This is a genomic window from Limnohabitans sp. TS-CS-82, from assembly GCF_002943475.1.
Genome location: NZ_PTQX01000008.1, coordinates 130,352 through 146,123, shown reverse-complemented (window position 1 = coordinate 146,123; position 15,772 = coordinate 130,352). Strand labels below are relative to the sequence as shown.

At 57.5% G+C, this 15,772-nt stretch carries 19 protein-coding genes; 17 read left to right on the top strand and 2 right to left on the bottom strand.

The genetic code is table 11. From position 1 onward, the window contains the following. Positions 1 to 9: 9 nt before the first annotated feature. The 10 genes from mlaD (at position 10) to hisD (ending at position 7,623) form a co-directional block, all read left to right on the top strand. Complete coding sequence (gene mlaD / locus C5F52_RS16655; RefSeq protein WP_104799483.1) at positions 10 to 489, top strand: outer membrane lipid asymmetry maintenance protein MlaD; 480 nt, start codon at positions 10 to 12, stop codon at positions 487 to 489. Beyond that, positions 486 to 1,238 (top strand): VacJ family lipoprotein, encoded by a 753-nt coding sequence (locus C5F52_RS16650; protein ID WP_104799482.1) that lies wholly within the window; start codon positions 486 to 488, stop codon positions 1,236 to 1,238. Before mlaD ends, C5F52_RS16650 begins: the two co-directional genes overlap by 4 nt. Before the next feature lie 46 nt (positions 1,239 to 1,284). Further along, positions 1,285 to 1,956, top strand: a complete 672-nt coding sequence (locus C5F52_RS16645; protein WP_104799481.1) for a phospholipid-binding protein MlaC — start codon at positions 1,285 to 1,287, stop codon at positions 1,954 to 1,956. A 3-nt stretch (positions 1,957 to 1,959) separates the two neighbouring features. Then, complete coding sequence (locus tag C5F52_RS16640) at positions 1,960 to 2,232, top strand: lipid asymmetry maintenance protein MlaB (protein ID WP_236657894.1); 273 nt, start codon at positions 1,960 to 1,962, stop codon at positions 2,230 to 2,232. Between the two features lie 83 nt (positions 2,233 to 2,315). Beyond that, positions 2,316 to 3,233, top strand: coding sequence for an ABC transporter ATP-binding protein (locus C5F52_RS16635; RefSeq protein WP_104799479.1), 918 nt, complete (start codon positions 2,316 to 2,318; stop codon positions 3,231 to 3,233). Next, positions 3,233 to 4,012: an ABC transporter permease gene (locus C5F52_RS16630; protein ID WP_104799583.1), complete on the top strand. Its 780-nt coding sequence runs from the start codon at positions 3,233 to 3,235 to the stop codon at positions 4,010 to 4,012. The genes C5F52_RS16635 and C5F52_RS16630 overlap by 1 nt, the downstream gene beginning before the upstream one ends. Before the next feature lie 10 nt (positions 4,013 to 4,022). Next, on the top strand, positions 4,023 to 4,286 hold the full coding sequence (locus C5F52_RS16625) for a BolA family protein (protein WP_104799478.1): 264 nt from the start codon (positions 4,023 to 4,025) through the stop codon (positions 4,284 to 4,286). A gap of 32 nt (positions 4,287 to 4,318) precedes the next feature. Then, complete coding sequence (murA, locus tag C5F52_RS16620) at positions 4,319 to 5,596, top strand: UDP-N-acetylglucosamine 1-carboxyvinyltransferase (protein ID WP_104799477.1); 1,278 nt, start codon at positions 4,319 to 4,321, stop codon at positions 5,594 to 5,596. A gap of 20 nt (positions 5,597 to 5,616) precedes the next feature. Next, the gene (gene hisG, locus C5F52_RS16615) at positions 5,617 to 6,285 is read left to right on the top strand and encodes an ATP phosphoribosyltransferase (protein ID WP_104799582.1); all 669 of its coding nucleotides are present in this window, start codon (positions 5,617 to 5,619) and stop codon (positions 6,283 to 6,285) included. A gap of 24 nt (positions 6,286 to 6,309) precedes the next feature. Beyond that, entirely contained in the window at positions 6,310 to 7,623 is a 1,314-nt protein-coding gene (gene hisD, locus C5F52_RS16610) for a histidinol dehydrogenase (RefSeq protein WP_104799476.1), read from the top strand. Between the two features lie 66 nt (positions 7,624 to 7,689). Here the strand turns inward: hisD and hisC are convergent, their stop codons facing one another. Further along, complete coding sequence (hisC, locus tag C5F52_RS16605) at positions 7,690 to 8,763, bottom strand: histidinol-phosphate transaminase (RefSeq protein WP_104799475.1); 1,074 nt, start codon at positions 8,761 to 8,763, stop codon at positions 7,690 to 7,692. A 104-nt stretch (positions 8,764 to 8,867) separates the two neighbouring features. Here hisC and hisB point away from each other — a divergent pair, with 104 nt between their 5' ends. Genes hisB through hisF form a run of 7 tightly spaced genes read left to right on the top strand, consistent with a single transcriptional unit; the run spans position 8,868 to position 13,345 of the window. Then, positions 8,868 to 9,455, top strand: coding sequence for an imidazoleglycerol-phosphate dehydratase HisB (hisB, locus tag C5F52_RS16600; protein ID WP_104799474.1), 588 nt, complete (start codon positions 8,868 to 8,870; stop codon positions 9,453 to 9,455). Next, complete coding sequence (hisH, locus tag C5F52_RS16595) at positions 9,452 to 10,102, top strand: imidazole glycerol phosphate synthase subunit HisH (protein ID WP_104799473.1); 651 nt, start codon at positions 9,452 to 9,454, stop codon at positions 10,100 to 10,102. Before hisB ends, hisH begins: the two co-directional genes overlap by 4 nt. A gap of 15 nt (positions 10,103 to 10,117) precedes the next feature. Continuing rightward, on the top strand, positions 10,118 to 10,858 hold the full coding sequence (gene hisA / locus C5F52_RS16590) for a 1-(5-phosphoribosyl)-5-[(5-phosphoribosylamino)methylideneamino]imidazole-4-carboxamide isomerase (RefSeq protein ID WP_104799472.1): 741 nt from the start codon (positions 10,118 to 10,120) through the stop codon (positions 10,856 to 10,858). A 44-nt stretch (positions 10,859 to 10,902) separates the two neighbouring features. Continuing rightward, on the top strand, positions 10,903 to 11,796 hold the full coding sequence (locus C5F52_RS16585; protein WP_369952444.1) for a D-hexose-6-phosphate mutarotase: 894 nt from the start codon (positions 10,903 to 10,905) through the stop codon (positions 11,794 to 11,796). Further along, complete coding sequence (locus C5F52_RS16580; protein WP_104799470.1) at positions 11,760 to 12,323, top strand: zeta toxin family protein; 564 nt, start codon at positions 11,760 to 11,762, stop codon at positions 12,321 to 12,323. The genes C5F52_RS16585 and C5F52_RS16580 overlap by 37 nt, the downstream gene beginning before the upstream one ends. Then, entirely contained in the window at positions 12,320 to 12,541 is a 222-nt protein-coding gene (locus C5F52_RS16575; protein WP_104799469.1) for a hypothetical protein, read from the top strand. The genes C5F52_RS16580 and C5F52_RS16575 overlap by 4 nt, the downstream gene beginning before the upstream one ends. A 3-nt stretch (positions 12,542 to 12,544) precedes the next feature. After that, positions 12,545 to 13,345, top strand: a complete 801-nt coding sequence (hisF, locus tag C5F52_RS16570; RefSeq protein ID WP_104799468.1) for an imidazole glycerol phosphate synthase subunit HisF — start codon at positions 12,545 to 12,547, stop codon at positions 13,343 to 13,345. Positions 13,346 to 13,371: 26 nt separating this feature from the next. Here hisF and C5F52_RS16565 read toward each other — a convergent pair whose 3' ends face one another. Next, complete coding sequence (locus C5F52_RS16565) at positions 13,372 to 15,759, bottom strand: DUF2357 domain-containing protein (protein ID WP_104799467.1); 2,388 nt, start codon at positions 15,757 to 15,759, stop codon at positions 13,372 to 13,374. Positions 15,760 to 15,772: the final 13 nt, after the last annotated feature.

Below are 15,772 nucleotides of genomic sequence, written 5' to 3'. Positions count from 1 at the left end.
AGGAACGCGATGCAACGCTCCAAAAATGATGTGTGGGTCGGTCTGTTTGTGCTGTTGGGCGCCGCGGCTATTTTGTTTTTGGCCTTGAAGTCGGCCAACTTGTTGAGCTTGAATTTCCAGTCCAGCTACAACGTCAGTGCGCGCTTTGACAACATCGGTGGCTTGAAGCGTCAAGCCGCGGTCAAAAGTGCAGGCGTGGTGGTGGGGCGTGTGGAGTCGGTCACGTTTGATGACAAAACCTTCCAAGCCACGGTCAACATGGCCCTCCAAAGCCAATACCAGTTTCCCAAAGACAGCAACCTCAAAATCTTGACCAGCGGTTTGCTAGGCGAGCAGTACATTGGCATTGAAGCCGGTGCCGAGGCTGAGAATTTGGCCAATGGCGACCGCATTGCGACCACGCAATCTGCCGTGGTGTTGGAGAACTTGATCAGCCAATTCTTGTTCAGCAAAGCAGCAGAGCCGACGCCGAAAGAAGGTGGCAAATGAGCGCGGCAGTCCTCTTGCGCGGTGTGAAGGCCGTGTTGGTGCTTGCTTTGGCCGCGCTGGCTAGCGGTTGCGCCACAGGCCCCAACGCCAATCCCAAAGATCCTTTGGAGCCGATGAACCGCAGCATTTCGCGTTTCAACGACACCCTAGACGACAACGTCTTGAAGCCTGTGGCGACGGGTTATCGCGATTACACGCCGGACTTGATTCAAACGGGCGTGCACAACGTGTTCAACAACCTGTCTGACATTTCGTCGACGGTGAACAACGGCTTGCAACTGAAGGGGCGTCAGACGGCCTCCTCTTTCATGCGCGTGGTGGTGAATACGACGTTTGGCATCTATGGCATTTTTGACGTCGCGACGGCCATCAAGCTGGAGCGCTACCCCGAAGATTTTGGGCAGACCTTAGGGTTCTGGGGTGTCGGCAGTGGCCCTTATGTGGTGTTGCCGCTGTTGGGCCCTTCGACCGTGCGTGACACCGCGGGCTTGCCGGTTGACTTCGCGCTGGACCCCGTCACCAATTTGAACAATTCCAAAATTCAGACCGAAGCCCAAGGTTTGCGCATCGTAGACAAGCGTGTGAGTTACTTGGCCGCTGGCAATATGCTGGGTGAGGCGTCTATCGACAAGTACGCGTTCTTGCGCGATGCTTATTTGCAGCGTCGTCGTTCCCTCATTTACGACGGCAACCCACCCGAAGAAGACACGCCCGACCTGAGCCAAGAGCCAGCCTCGTCAGCCCAATGAGCCTGTACCGCGTTAGAGATGCCTTGAAGCCATGAATTTGATGACTATGAACCGTTTGACCCCTTTGCTGAACACGCGTCGCGCTTTTGTGCGCTTGGCGTCGTCTTGTTTGTTGGCCGCGTCGGTCGGTTTGACCACGGGCGTTGCCCAAGCGGCCACCGAGGCACCCGATGTTTTTATCAAGCGTCTGACCACCGAGTTGCTGGACATCGTGAAGGCCGATAAGACCATCCTGTCGGGCGATGTGACCAAAATCAGTGTGTTGGTGGACCAGCGCGTGATGCCGCATGTCAATTTCCAACGCATGACCTCGTCGGCGGTGGGTCCCGGCTGGCGTCAAGCCACACCTGAGCAGCAAAAGCGTTTGCAAGACGAGTTCAAGACCTTGCTGGTGCGCACCTACGCTGGCGCGGTGAGCCAAATCAATGACCAAACCATTGTGGTGAAGCCTTTGCGGGCGGCTGCCGATGACAAAGAGGTGATCGTGCGCACGGAAGTGCACGGCAAAGGTGACCCCATTCAATTGGATTACCGTGTTGAAAAATCAGCCGATGCCCCTTCCGGTTGGCGCATTTACAACCTGAACGTGATGGGCGTGTGGCTGGTCGAAAACTACCGCAGTCAATTTGCTCAAGAAATCAACGCCAAAGGTATTGACGGCTTGATCACCAGCTTGGCCGAGCGCAACAAGTCCAATGCCCGCGTGGTGTCGAAATAAACCATGTCTATCGCTTTACCCGCACGTGTGATGCAAGCCCAAGCCCAATCGGTGGCTGATGGCTTGGTGGCGGCTTTGTGCGCGCAAGTTGCCCAAGGCCGTGAGGCTGTGTTGGATGCGTCGGCGCTGCAGCAGTTCGATTCATCGGCTTTGGCGGTGGTCTTGGCCTGTCGACGCGCCGTGCTCGGACGCAACGGGGTGTTTCGTGTGACTGGGTTGCCAGAGCGTGCGCAGGCCTTGGCGAAGGTGTACGGCGTCACGGCGTTGCTCGGCTAACTGAAGGGCGCATGCCGCCTCTGCGGTCATTCCGGCGCTAACCAGTGTGGGCATTGGCGAGGCCTTAAAATCAAAGGCTACTTATGTCCGCTATTTCCTTTCAATCTGTTTCCAAGACCTTTCAAACGCCCCGAGGCCCCTTTCAGGCCTTGGATGGCGTGCGCTTTGACATTGAGTCGGGCGAATTTTTTGGTCTCTTGGGGCCTAACGGCGCGGGCAAGACCACGCTGATCAGCATCTTGGCCGGTTTGGCCCAGGCCACGTCTGGCTCGATCTTGGTGCAGGGCGTGGATGTGGCCAAGCAATCCGCCCAAGCGCGACGTTTGTTGGGTGTGGTGCCACAAGAGCTGGTGTTTGACCCATTTTTCAATGTGCGCGAGGCGCTGAAGTTTCAGTCCGGCTACTTTGGCGTCAAACACAACGACGCTTGGATTGACGAACTCTTGCACAGCCTCGGCCTCGCTGACAAGGCACACCACAACATGCGCCAACTGTCGGGCGGCATGAAACGCCGCATGTTGGTGGCGCAAGCGTTGGTGCACAAACCGCCCGTCATCGTGTTGGACGAGCCCACGGCCGGTGTCGATGTGGAGCTGCGTCAAACCCTGTGGCAATTCATCGCCAAGCTCAACCGCGAAGGCAGCACCGTGCTGCTGACCACGCACTATTTGGAAGAGGCGGAAGCACTTTGCAACCGCATCGCCATGCTTAAAAACGGCAAAGTGGTGGCGTTAGACAGCACCAGTGAGCTGCTGAAAGCCGCGTCTAGCAATGTGCTGCGCTTCAAGTTAAACGCCGAGTTGCCGCCTGAGTTGGCGGCCAAAGCCCGTGTGACGGGCCGCATTGTTCAGTTCCCAGCCAACGATGCGGCAGAAATTGAACGCTACTTGGCCGCTGTACGGCAAGCCGGCTTGACCGCCGAAGATGTCGAAATTCGCAAAGCCGACTTGGAAGATGTTTTCCTCGACGTGATGCACCAACACGAAGAGGCACGCGCATGATGACGGGTTGGACTGCTCTTTTTTACAAAGAGGTGCTGCGTTTTTGGAAAGTCAGTTTCCAAACGGTGGCTGCGCCCGTGTTGACGGCCGTGATGTATTTGATGATTTTTGGCCATGTGCTTGAGTCGCATGTGCAGGTGTATGAGGGCGTCAGCTACACCGCCTTTTTGATTCCGGGTTTGGTGATGATGAGCGTGTTGCAAAACGCGTTTGCCAACAGTTCGTCGTCCATGGTGCAAAGCAAGATCATGGGCAACTTGGTGTTTTTGTTGCTCACGCCTTTGTCGCATTGGAATTGGTTTTTTGCCTACGCGTTGTCCGCCATGGTGCGCGGCTTGGTGGTCGGTTTGGGCGTGTTGCTGGCGGGCGTGTTGTTTGTGTGGCAATCGTCGGTGCTGAACTTTTCGTTGTGGCCAAGCCAGCCTTTGTGGGTGCTGGTGTTTGCGGTAGCGGGCGCTTTCATGTTGGGCACTTTGGGGTTGATTGCAGGACTGTGGGCCGACAAGTTTGACCAAATGGCCGCTTTTCAAAACTTCATCATCATGCCGATGACGTTTTTGAGTGGCGTGTTTTATTCCATCCACTCACTGCCTAGTTTTTGGCAGGGCGTGAGCCACCTCAACCCGTTTTTCTACATGATCGACGGCTTTCGCTACGGCTTTTTTGGACACAGCGATGTGTCGCCTTGGCTGAGCTTGGGCGTGGTGGGTGTGTGCCTGTGTGGCGTGTCCGTGGTGGCGCTGCATTTGCTGCGCACGGGTTACAAGATTCGAGGATGAAGGTTTTTAAATGACAGCAGAAGAACTACAAACCATCATCGCCACAGGCTTGCCCTGCGAGCACCTGCAGGTCGAGGGCGATGGTCGCCATTGGCATGCCACGTTGGTGTCGGCTGAGTTTGAGGGCAAGCGCCTCATTCAACGTCACCAACGCGTGTACGCGACCTTGGGTGAAAAAATCAAAACCGACGAAGTGCACGCTTTGTCGATGAAAACATACTCGCCTGCCGAATGGTTGGCTTTGGGCAGCCAAGCTTCTGACACCGCGCACTGAGCCCCGTGTGGCCTGCGCTTGAAAACTAATTTATGGACAAACTTTTAATCCGTGGCGGTCGTTCTTTGAACGGCGAAGTGCTGATTTCTGGCGCTAAAAACGCGGCCTTGCCCGAGCTGTGCGCGGCCTTGTTGACCGACCAGCCTGTGACCTTGCAAAACGTGCCGCAATTGCAAGACGTGGCCACCATGCTCAAGCTCATCCGCAACATGGGTGTGACGGCCGAGCGTGCCGATGACGGCACCGTGAGTTTGGATGCGGGCGGTTTGAACAACCCCGAAGCCCCCTACGAGTTGGTGAAAACCATGCGCGCTTCGGTGCTGGCGCTGGGCCCCTTGTTGGCCCGCTTTGGTCACGCCAAGGTGTCGTTGCCCGGCGGTTGCGCCATTGGCTCACGCCCTGTGGATCAGCACTTGAAAGGCTTGCAAGCCATGGGTGCCGAAATTGAGGTGGAGCACGGCTATATGGTGGCGAAGTTGGGTGGTGGTCGCACACGCCTCAAAGGCGCACGCATTGCCACCGACATGGTGACGGTCACGGGCACAGAAAACTTCTTGATGGCTGCGGCTTTGGCTGATGGTGAAACCGTTTTAGAAAACGCTGCGCAAGAGCCAGAGATTCCAGACTTGGCCGAAATGCTCATCGCCATGGGCGCGAAGATTGAAGGCCACGGCACCAGCCGCATTCACATCCAAGGTGTGGATCGCTTGCACGGCTGCACCCACAAAGTGGTGGCTGACCGCATTGAAGCCGGCACGTTCTTGTGTGCCGTGGCAGCCACTGGCGGCGATGTGTTTTTGCGCCACGCCCGTGCCGACCATTTGGATGCGGTCATCGACAAGCTGCGCGATGCAGGTGCAATCGTCACTGCCAACGAAGACGGCATTCGCATTCAAGGCACAGCGCCTGCGTATGAATACCTCAAGGCGCAAAACTTTCGCACCACCGAATACCCAGGTTTCCCCACCGACATGCAAGCGCAGTTCATGGTGTTGAACGCGATTGCCAAGGGTGCCTCGAAGGTGACCGAAACGATTTTTGAAAACCGCTTCATGCACGTCAACGAGTTGGTGCGCTTGGGTGCACACATCCAAATCGACGGCAAAGTGGCGGTGCTTGAAGGTGTGCAAAAGCTCTCCGGTGCCACCGTCATGGCCACCGACTTGCGCGCTTCTGCCTCGCTGGTGATTGCTGGCTTGGTGGCCGACGGCGAAACCTTGGTGGACCGCATTTACCACTTGGACCGTGGTTACGACAAGATGGAAGCCAAGCTGCGCGCCATTGGTGCTGATATCGAAAGAGTGAAATGACCGGTAACGAAAAAAATACCATGCTGACCTTGGCGCTCTCCAAGGGCCGCATCTTTGACGAAACCATGCCGCTGCTCAAAGCCGCAGGCATTGAGGTGCTCGAAGATCCAGAAAAATCGCGCAAGCTCATCTTGCCGACCAACCACGCCAACGTGCGCGTGGTGCTGGTGCGTGCGTCTGACGTGCCCACGTATGTGCAATACGGTGGTGCTGATTTGGGCGTGACGGGACTCGACACATTGATTGAGCACGGTGGTGGCGTAGCAGGCGGTGTGGCTACCGCGGGCCTGTACCAACCCCTCGATTTGCAAATCGCCAAATGCCGCATGAGCGTGGCCGTGCGTTCTGATTTCGACTACGCCGCCATGGTGAAGCAAGGTGCACGCTTGAAAGTGGCGACCAAGTACACCACCATCGCGCGTGACTTCTTCGCCACCAAAGGCGTGCACGTCGATTTGGTCAAACTCTATGGCTCCATGGAATTGGCCCCGCTCACCGGCTTGGCCGATGCCATCGTCGACTTGGTGTCCACCGGCAACACGCTCAAAGCCAACCACTTGGTGGAGGTCGAGCGCATCATGGACATCAGCTCGCGCTTGGTGGTCAACCAAGCCGCGCTCAAGATGAAGCAGGCCGACATTCGCCGCATCATCGACGCCTTCTCTGCTGCTTTGTCGGCAAGCAAATAACCTCTCACCACACACGTACACAAGATGGCCAAACCGCTTCGTCTCTCGACCACCAGCCCCACCTTTGAAGCTGATTTCAAAGCGCGTCTGCATTGGTCTGCCGACACCGACGCGGCCATCGAGCAACGCGTGGCAGACATCTTGGCCGACGTGCAAAAGCGTGGCGACGCCGCTGTGCTTGAGTACACCGAGCGCTTTGACGGCCTGAAGGTCGACAACATGGCCGCGTTGGAGCTGACGCAAACCGAACTCAAAGCCGCGTTCGACGGTTTGCCCGCCGATCAACGCGACGCCTTGCAAGCTGCCGCCGCACGCGTGCGCAGCTATCACGAGGCGCAAAAGAAAGCCAGCGGCGAAAGCTGGACTTACCGCGATGCCGATGGCACGTTGCTGGGCCAAAAAGTCACGCCGCTTGACCGCGTGGGTATTTATGTGCCCGGTGGCAAAGCCGCTTATCCATCCAGCGTGTTGATGAACGCCATTCCTGCGCACGTTGCAGGCGTGGAAGAAATCATCATGGTGGTGCCCACGCCCAAGGGTGAGAAAAACCCATTGGTACTCGCTGCAGCCTATGTGGCCGGCGTGAGCCGCGCCTTCACCATCGGCGGCGCACAAGCTGTCGCTGCGTTGGCCTACGGCACAGCCACTGTGCCAGCGGTCGACAAAATCACTGGCCCCGGTAACGCCTATGTGGCCGCTGCCAAGCGCCGTGTGTTTGGCACCGTGGGCATCGACATGATTGCGGGCCCCAGCGAAATCTTGGTGTTGGCCGATGGCTCCACACCCGCCGATTGGGTGGCGATGGATTTGTTCAGCCAAGCCGAGCACGACGAGTTGGCGCAAAGCGTGTTGCTCTGCCCCGATGCCGCGTACATCGATCGCGTGCAAGCCGAGATCGAACGCTTGCTGCCGCAAATGCCGCGCAAAGACATTATCGAAAAATCACTCAATGGCCGTGGTGTGCTCATCCACACACGCAGCATGGAAGAGGCGTGCGCCATCAGCAACCGCATTGCGCCTGAACACTTAGAAGTGTCGAGCAACGAGCCGCACAAGTGGGAGCCACTGCTCAAGCACGCAGGCGCGATCTTCTTGGGCGCGTTCACCAGCGAAAGCTTGGGCGACTACTGCGCTGGCCCCAACCACGTGTTGCCCACCAGCGGCACGGCGCGTTTCAGCTCGCCCTTGGGCGTGTACGACTTTCAAAAGCGCAGCAGCTTGATCGAGGTGAGCGAGCAGGGCGCCCAAACGCTGGGCAAGATTGCCGCCGTGCTGGCCTATGGCGAAGGCTTGCAAGCCCACGCCATGGCGGCTGAGTTCCGTTTGCATCAGAAGTAAATTCAAGCAGAAATAAAAAAGGCCCCGTCAGGGGCCTTTTGCATGGTGTCGACAACGCCCTGCTGTTTAGCTTTGCACCAACGCCTTGAGCGCCTGCACCAACACCTTGCATTGCTCGGGGGTGCCCACGGTGATGCGCAAGAACGCGTCAATGCGGGGCAGCTTGAAGTGGCGCACGATGATGGCGCGCTCGCGCAAACCACTGGCCAGTGCGGCACCGTCGTGTGCGGGATGACGCGCAAAAATAAAGTTGGCGGCAGAGGGCAACACGTCGAAACCTAAGGCCTGAAGGTCTGCCACCAAGGTTTCCCGTGTGGCTATGACCGTGGCGCAGCTCTCGCGGAAATACGCATCGTCCTCGACCGATGCGATGGCACCTGCCAAAGCCAAACGGTCGAGTGGGTAAGAGTTGAAGCTGTTTTTCACACGCTCCAAACCTTCAATCAAAGCGGCCGAGCCCACGGCATAGCCCACGCGCAAGCCTGCCAGTGAGCGGCTCTTGGAGAACGTGTGGCACACCAGCAAGTTGGGGTAGCGGTCAACCAATCCCACGGCACTTTGAGCGCCAAAGTCGACATAGGCCTCATCAATCACGACCACGGCTTGCGGGTTGCCCGCCACGACGCGCTCGACATCGCTCAGAGGCATGGGGCGACCCGTGGGGGCGTTCGGGTTCGGAAAAATGATGGCACCCGCGGCCTGGCCGTTCTTGGGCAGGTAATCATCAGCACAAATGCTGAAGTCCTCGGCCAAGGGTACGGTGCGGTAGTGGATGTCGTACAAGCCGCAGTACACGGGGTAGAAGCTGTAGGTGATGTCGGGAAACAGCAGGTCACCCGAGTGCTTCAGCAGCGCCATGAACGTGTGCGCCAACACTTCGTCCGATCCGTTGCCGACAAAGATTTGAGCAGCGGAGACGTTGTGATGCGCTGCTAATGCGGCTTTGAGCGCGTCAGCGTTTGGGTCTGGGTACAGGCGCAAGCTGTCCGTGGTCGCGTTTTTGATGGCCTCCAACACGCGCGGTGATGGACCCAAAGGATGCTCGTTGGTGTTGAGTTTGACTAAGTTGTCCATTTTGGGCTGCTCGCCCGGGACATAGGGGGTCAAGCTGTGGACGGTAGCGCTCCAGTATTGGCTCATAAGGTCTCGCGTGATAAAAACGTGCAAGCCCCAATTCATGCGGGTTGCGGAGGGGCGATGGTATCATGTAAGCCTTTTTTTACCACACGGTTGAGACGCGTTTTATGCGACAAGCAGAAGTTATTCGTAACACCAATGAGACCCAAATTACCGTCAAAATTAATTTAGACGGCACCGGCCAATCCAAGCTCTCTACCGGCATTGGTTTCTTTGACCATATGCTAGATCAAATCGCACGTCATGGCTTGATCGATTTGGACATCCACGCCTTGGGCGACTTGCACATCGACGGCCACCACACCGTGGAAGACGTGGGCATCACCTTGGGTCAAGCCTTTGCCAAAGCCGTGGGCGATAAAAAAGGCATTCGCCGTTACGGCCACGCCTACGTGCCGCTCGACGAAGCGTTGAGTCGCGTGGTGGTGGACTTCTCGGGTCGCCCAGGTTTGGTCATGCACGTGCCGTTCAAGAGCGGCATGATTGGTGAATTCGACAGCCAATTGGCCTATGAGTTTTTCCAAGGCTTTGTGAATCACGCCTTCGTGACCCTGCACATCGACAACCTGCGCGGCGAAAACGCGCACCACCAAGCTGAGACTGTGTTCAAAGCCTTCGCCCGCGCTTTGCGCTCGGCGCTGGAGCTGGACCCTCGCTCTGCCGGCATGATTCCATCCACAAAGGGCTCGCTTTGAACAACAAGGTCGCAGTCGTTGATTACGGCATGGGCAACCTGCGCTCCGTGGCGCAGGCGGTGATGCATGCCGCTTCGTCGGTGGACCATGCCGAGGTGGTGGTGACGTCTGACCCGCAGGTGGTGCGTGACGCGCATCGCGTGGTCTTGCCCGGCCAAGGGGCCATGCCCGATTGCATGCGTGAATTGCGCGAGTCCGGTCTGCTCGATGCGGTGCTGGATGCCGCTGAGAAAAAGCCTTTGTTTGGCGTGTGCGTCGGCATGCAAATGATGTTGGACCACAGCGCCGAAGGCAATACGCCCGGTCTGGGCCTCATTCCTGGTGATGTGGTGAAGTTTGACCTAGCTGGCCGCACGCAAGCCGACGGCAGCCGTTTCAAAGTGCCTCAAATGGGCTGGAACCAAGTGTTGCAAACCCAAGCCCACGCCATGTGGGAAGGGGTGCCTGACGCCAGCTACTTCTACTTTGTACACAGTTTTTACGCACGACCTCAAAATTCTGCACACAGCGCGGCCCAAACCGATTACGGTGGCCTATTTACATGCGCCGTGGCGCGCGACAACATTTTTGCGACACAATTTCACCCAGAAAAAAGCGCGGCACATGGCTTGGCCTTGTACCGCAATTTTCTGCATTGGAACCCTTGAACTTAACTTGTCATCATGTATTTAATTCCTGCGATTGACCTCAAAGACGGCCATTGCGTGCGCCTCAAACAAGGCGACATGGACCAATCCACCACATTTGGTGAAGATCCCGCGCAAATGGCGCTCAACTGGGTGGCCAAAGGCGCGCGTCGTCTGCACTTGGTGGACTTGAACGGTGCCTTCGCGGGCACGCCACAAAACAAATCGGCCATCAAAGCCATTTTGAAAGCCGTGGGCCACGACATTCCTGTGCAACTCGGTGGTGGCATTCGTGACCTTGACACGATTGAAAAATACATCGATGCGGGCTTGCGCTACGTCATCATTGGCACAGCAGCAGTCAAGAACCCCGGCTTCTTGAAAGATGCCTGCGCCGCTTTTGGCGGTCACATCATCGTCGGCCTCGATGCCAAGGACGGCAAAGTCGCCACCGACGGTTGGAGCAAATTGACCGGTCACGAAGTGGCTGACTTGGGCAAGAAGTTTGAAGACTACGGTGTCGAGTCCATCATCTACACCGACATCGGTCGCGACGGCATGCTCAGCGGCATCAACATCGATGCCACCGTCAAACTCGCACAAGCCGTGACCATCCCCATCATTGCGTCGGGCGGCTTGTCCAACATGGCCGATATCGAACAGTTGTGCGCCGTGGAAGGCGAGGGCGTCGAGGGCGTGATCTGTGGTCGCGCCATTTACAGCGGCGACTTGGATTTCGCCAAAGCACAAGCCCGCGCCGACGAACTCAATGGCTGAATGCATGGCTGCGGGTAGCGCGGCCTGCGCCTAAAACCCCCGCCATGTCTATGTTGACTTCCGAAGTTTTTCAGGGTCTGGCCTGTCAGCGCTTGACCCTGCCTTGCGGCGACACCGTGCTGGTGGCCCTGCAAGGCGCGCATGTGTTGTCGTGGCAGAGCCAAGGCCGCGAGCGTTTGTTTTTAAGCCCCAACAACCTGTGGGATGGCCAATCGGCCATTCGTGGCGGCGTGCCGGTGTGCTTTCCCCAGTTCAACCAACGCGGCACTTTGCCCAAGCATGGCTTTGCGCGCAACATGCTGTGGCATGTCGAAGAGGTGGCACAAATCGGGGAAGCCGAACAAGAGAATGAAGCTGCGGTCAGCCATGAAGGCGCGCACATGGTCTTCACGCTTCAAACCAACACTGCCACCTTGGCCATTTGGCCGCAAGCTTTTGTGGCTCAGCTGCGTGTGGCCCTTGCACTCGGTCAGTTGACCATCACCTTGACTGTCAACAACACTGAGCTGCAAAACGATTTGCACTTCACCGGTGCCTTGCACACCTACCTCGCTGTGGACGATATTGACCTGACCGAGCTGCGTGGCTTGGGCGGCAGCGCTGAGTGGGACTCGACGGTGGATGTGCATGGCGTGGCTGACGACGTGCTTTACTTTGATGGTGAGTTCGACCGTGTGTACGCGCGGGGTGAGGGCGCATCTGCCCAGCCCTTGCACCTGCAAGACGGCACAAGCACGCTGCAAATTGAACAAAGCTCTTCATGGGCCGAGTCGGTGGTGTGGAACCCTGGCGAAAGCAAATGCGCCGCATTGGCCGATATGCCCGCCCACGGCTTTGCGCGCATGCTGTGCGTCGAAGCTGCGCAGGTGTTTGAACCCATCTCTATTCCTACTGGTGGCCAATGGGTTGGCTGGCAGCGTTTGCGGGTGGCTATGTGACACAGGCCACAGCTCAGCCTGAGGTGTTCATCATTGCAGGCCCCAATGGCGCAGGAAAAACTACGTTTGCGCGTGAGTTCTTGCCTCAAGAAGCGAAATGCAAAGTGTTTGTCAACGCCGACTTGATTGCCGCAGGCTTGTCGCCGTTTGCCCCTGAAACAGCTGCTTTGCAAGCGGGGCGTTTGATGCTGGCACAAATTGAACATCACTTTCAAAAGCGAGAAAGCTTTGCTTTTGAAACCACCTTATCGGGCCGTGCTTACTTGCAAGCGATCGCGCGCTGGAAGGCTGCTGGCTACCGCGTGACGGTTATTTTTTTGAAGTTGTCCAGCGTTCAAGAAGCTGTTGCTCGCGTTCGCCAGAGAGTCCTGCAAGGCGGGCATGACATTCCTGATGACGTGATTGCACGTCGTTTTGAAGCGGGCTTTCGTAACTTTGAAAATCTCTACAAAGCTCAAGCGGATGCATGGGCCCTGTACGACAATTCTGGAATTGAACCTGTTTTACTGAACTGGGGCGAAAAATGAATCCAACTCACTCGATTGACCAAGCACACAGCAGCAGCCTGCGCGGCACTGTGGCTGCCATGACGCGAGCTGCCCAGCAAGCGCGCCGTATTGCCGCACAAACCCAAACAGCGGTGGTGGTTGAACGCAACGGTGTGTTAGAGCATTTGCAAATGCCAGCAAACCAAACGTCAGACCTGCCAAGTTTGCAGACCGTACCCACAAAGAAAGATCATTGAAGCATGTTGGCTAAGCGCATCATTCCTTGCCTCGACGTGACCGGCGGCCGCGTGGTCAAAGGCGTCAACTTTGTCGAGCTGCGCGATGCAGGCGACCCTGTGGAAATCGCAGCACGCTACAACGACCAAGGCGCTGACGAGCTCACCTTCTTGGACATCACCGCCACCAGCGACGCCCGCGATGTGATTCTTCACATCATCGAAGCCGTGGCCAGCCAAGTGTTCATTCCCCTCACTGTGGGCGGTGGCGTGCGCGTGGTGGACGACGTGCGCCGCATGCTCAACGCAGGCGCCGACAAAGTGAGCTTTAACTCAGCCGCCATTGCCAACCCCCAAGTCATTCGCGATGCGTCAGCCAAATACGGCGCACAGTGCATCGTGGTGGCCATCGACGCCAAACGCCGCACCGCAGACGACGAACAACGCTTGGGTGCCAACGGCCTGCCCGTCGGCCCCGGTTGGGATGTGTTCAGCCATGGTGGCCGTAAAAACGTCGGCTTTGACGCCGTGGCGTGGGCCAAGCAAATGGCCGACTATGGCGCAGGCGAAATCTTGCTCACCAGCATGGACCGCGACGGCACCAAGAGCGGCTTTGACTTGGCATTGACCCGCGCCGTGTCTGACATCGTGCCCGTGCCCGTGATTGCCTCAGGCGGCGTGGGCAACCTCGACCACTTGGCCGACGGCGTGCAACAAGGCGGCGCTGACGCCGTGCTGGCCGCGAGCATCTTCCACTACGGCGAATACACCGTGCAGCAGGCCAAAGAGCGCATGCGGGAGCGTGGGATTCCGGTGCGCTTGTGATGCACGCAAGCTGCTCGCAATAAAACTCAAGATCCGTTAGCAGCCGCCAACAACACATCGAGTGTTATGGCAAACGGATAGCCTAGATTGACGTTGCTTGGCATGTTGGGAATGGCTTTTAAATTCCACTGCGTGTTTTCAAATGCCTGAGCAGGCGCAACATCGAAAACCAAATAAGCCTCGCGGCTAGGCACGCTTGGGTAGCCATGCTCTGACAGCTTTTGCTTGTTCATCAAGCTCGGGCCTTGATGTGTTTCTTTAACACGCAGCAACCCCGGCAAGGCCAGCCCACCTTCACCATGCAGCAGGACATACTGTGCGCCCACCACTTCGGGCGTTAGGCGCAAGCCGCCTTCGGTGGCACCCATGCGGAAGTTGTAAAGGCCTCGCTCCAAAATCCATTGGAGGTGTGCTGCATCTTTGTACCAACCCACCAGCACATGCGTGTCGGCAGGTGGTGTGTGGCGTTTGCCGCTTTCCCATTGCTCTGGCATGACGTTGTAAACATCACGTCTTTCCTCGTTGAGAGGAGTGCCTTTGCTATTGCCTGTGTCTTTGTAGCTTGTATAGATTCCGTAGGTTTGCCGCTCGCGTGCCGTGGTGCGGTCGCATACATGCTCCACCACGTCACGTAAAAACTTTTGCAAGGCTTCTGTGCCGTTACCAGGGCGAAGTGCAAAAGCACCTAAGCCTGGCAGCACTTCATGAAAGCCTTGGAATGGTGCACCGTCTTGCTTGTCGCCTGGGTACACCACATAAGCGCCGTGCGAGCGGCGAATGGCGTCGCGGTAAGCATGCATCTTGAGCAAATCTGCACGCTTGTAGGTGCCCGATGCTTCTGCCTGTTTGATCTCGTCTTCTTCGGTCGCATCTTTGTCATCGTCTGCGCCCTCTGTATCTGTTGAAGACGATAAAAGATTGGCGGCTTGTTCAAGTCGGTACTTGGCGTCGAAATGCACATGCACCATCAGCTCTTGTGCCTCTGCTTCAACTTCTGCAAACCCCACGGGCCACAGACTTAGCGTGTAGTCGGGGCGCATGTGTTTTGTCCATGAGCCGGGTTGGCTAACCGTCTTGTTGCTGCTGAACGTTCGGTTGTAGCTAAAGCGCACTTCCAGTTCACGCCCTGGTTGCTTGGATGTGCCGCTGACCGGCAAATGCCTGCCCGCACGCAGCTTGAGGCCAAAGCCATCACCTGTTGGAACAATCAAGTTTTTGATGTCTGGCATGTCCAGCTTGAACACATCTTTCACCGTGCGCAGCAACTCAAAGAACACCCAGTACTCATACAACGTGGCCACATCGCGTTGGCCCATGCCGTACACCTTCTCGCCGCCTTCCCACACCAGCTTGGCAGCCATGGCAAAGCTCGTCCATGCTTGCAGCACTTGGCGGTAGCCTTCACGGCGTTGCAGCGTAGGGCTACCCAGCGGCAAAAGGGTGGGCTCGCCCGCGTGGCGCAGGGCATCGCAGCCTAGGGCTTGGTCTAGCTTGTCGGTCAGCGCGTCTAGCTCGGTGCGCAAACGTTCGTGCTTGGTGGTTTGCAAAGCTTCCTTGCTGCGTATCTCGGCCAAGAATTGGCGAAAGCTGCGTAACGCAAACTTCACAAAACGGTTTTCGGGCGTGTCGGTGGTGCGGCTGTTTTGTCGCACGCGAATGCGCTCTGGCAATGTGGGCAGCACCGCATGCAAGCTGTGGCTAGTCGGCACAGCCATGCGGCGGCTGCCCGATGCCAGCTGTCGCATCAGCTTGCCCGATGGCTTAAAACCACGCACCACGGGCTGTTGGGTTTCTTCTTGCGTCCACGTTTCGTGTGGGTGGCTTGCGATGCGCTGCAAAGCGTGTTCAAAACTGGGCGTGTTGAGCAGCGCACGCACAAACGCAAACTGCTGGCCCAGCGTGGCCTCGTCGCCGTCGCCGTCGGCATCGGGCATGGCCTTAAACTGGCTGGCCGCTTGCCAGTCTTGCAGCAAACCCACGCAATGCTCGGTGATGTCGTTGAGCATCAGCTGGTAGTCGGTGCGGTAGCCCAGCTTGCGCGAGCGCACTTCTATGCGCACGGTGCCCAGGAGTTGCTCTGCAGCATCTTGAACCGTTAAGTTGAGCGTGCCGGTGGCTAGCCCTGGGTTGAGCACACCGCAGTGCTGTCGCGATGGCAGCTTGCTTTGCAACACCACATCGGTGCTGGCGCCCCAGCTGGCGGGCGATAGTTTCCATGCAGCGTTAGACAGTGCGTATTCGTAACGCGCACCTTCTAGCACCTGCAGCTCAGCCTCTCCTAATGCTGCGGCCTCAGCTGCTGGCAACTCAACCAAAGCCTCAAGGCCTGCGCCCAAGTCGGCCTTACCTTGCGCAACCAGCTCTAGTTGGCCCATGGCGTTGCCGTGGGGATCAACAATCGTGGCGTATGCCATGTGTGTTGGCCTG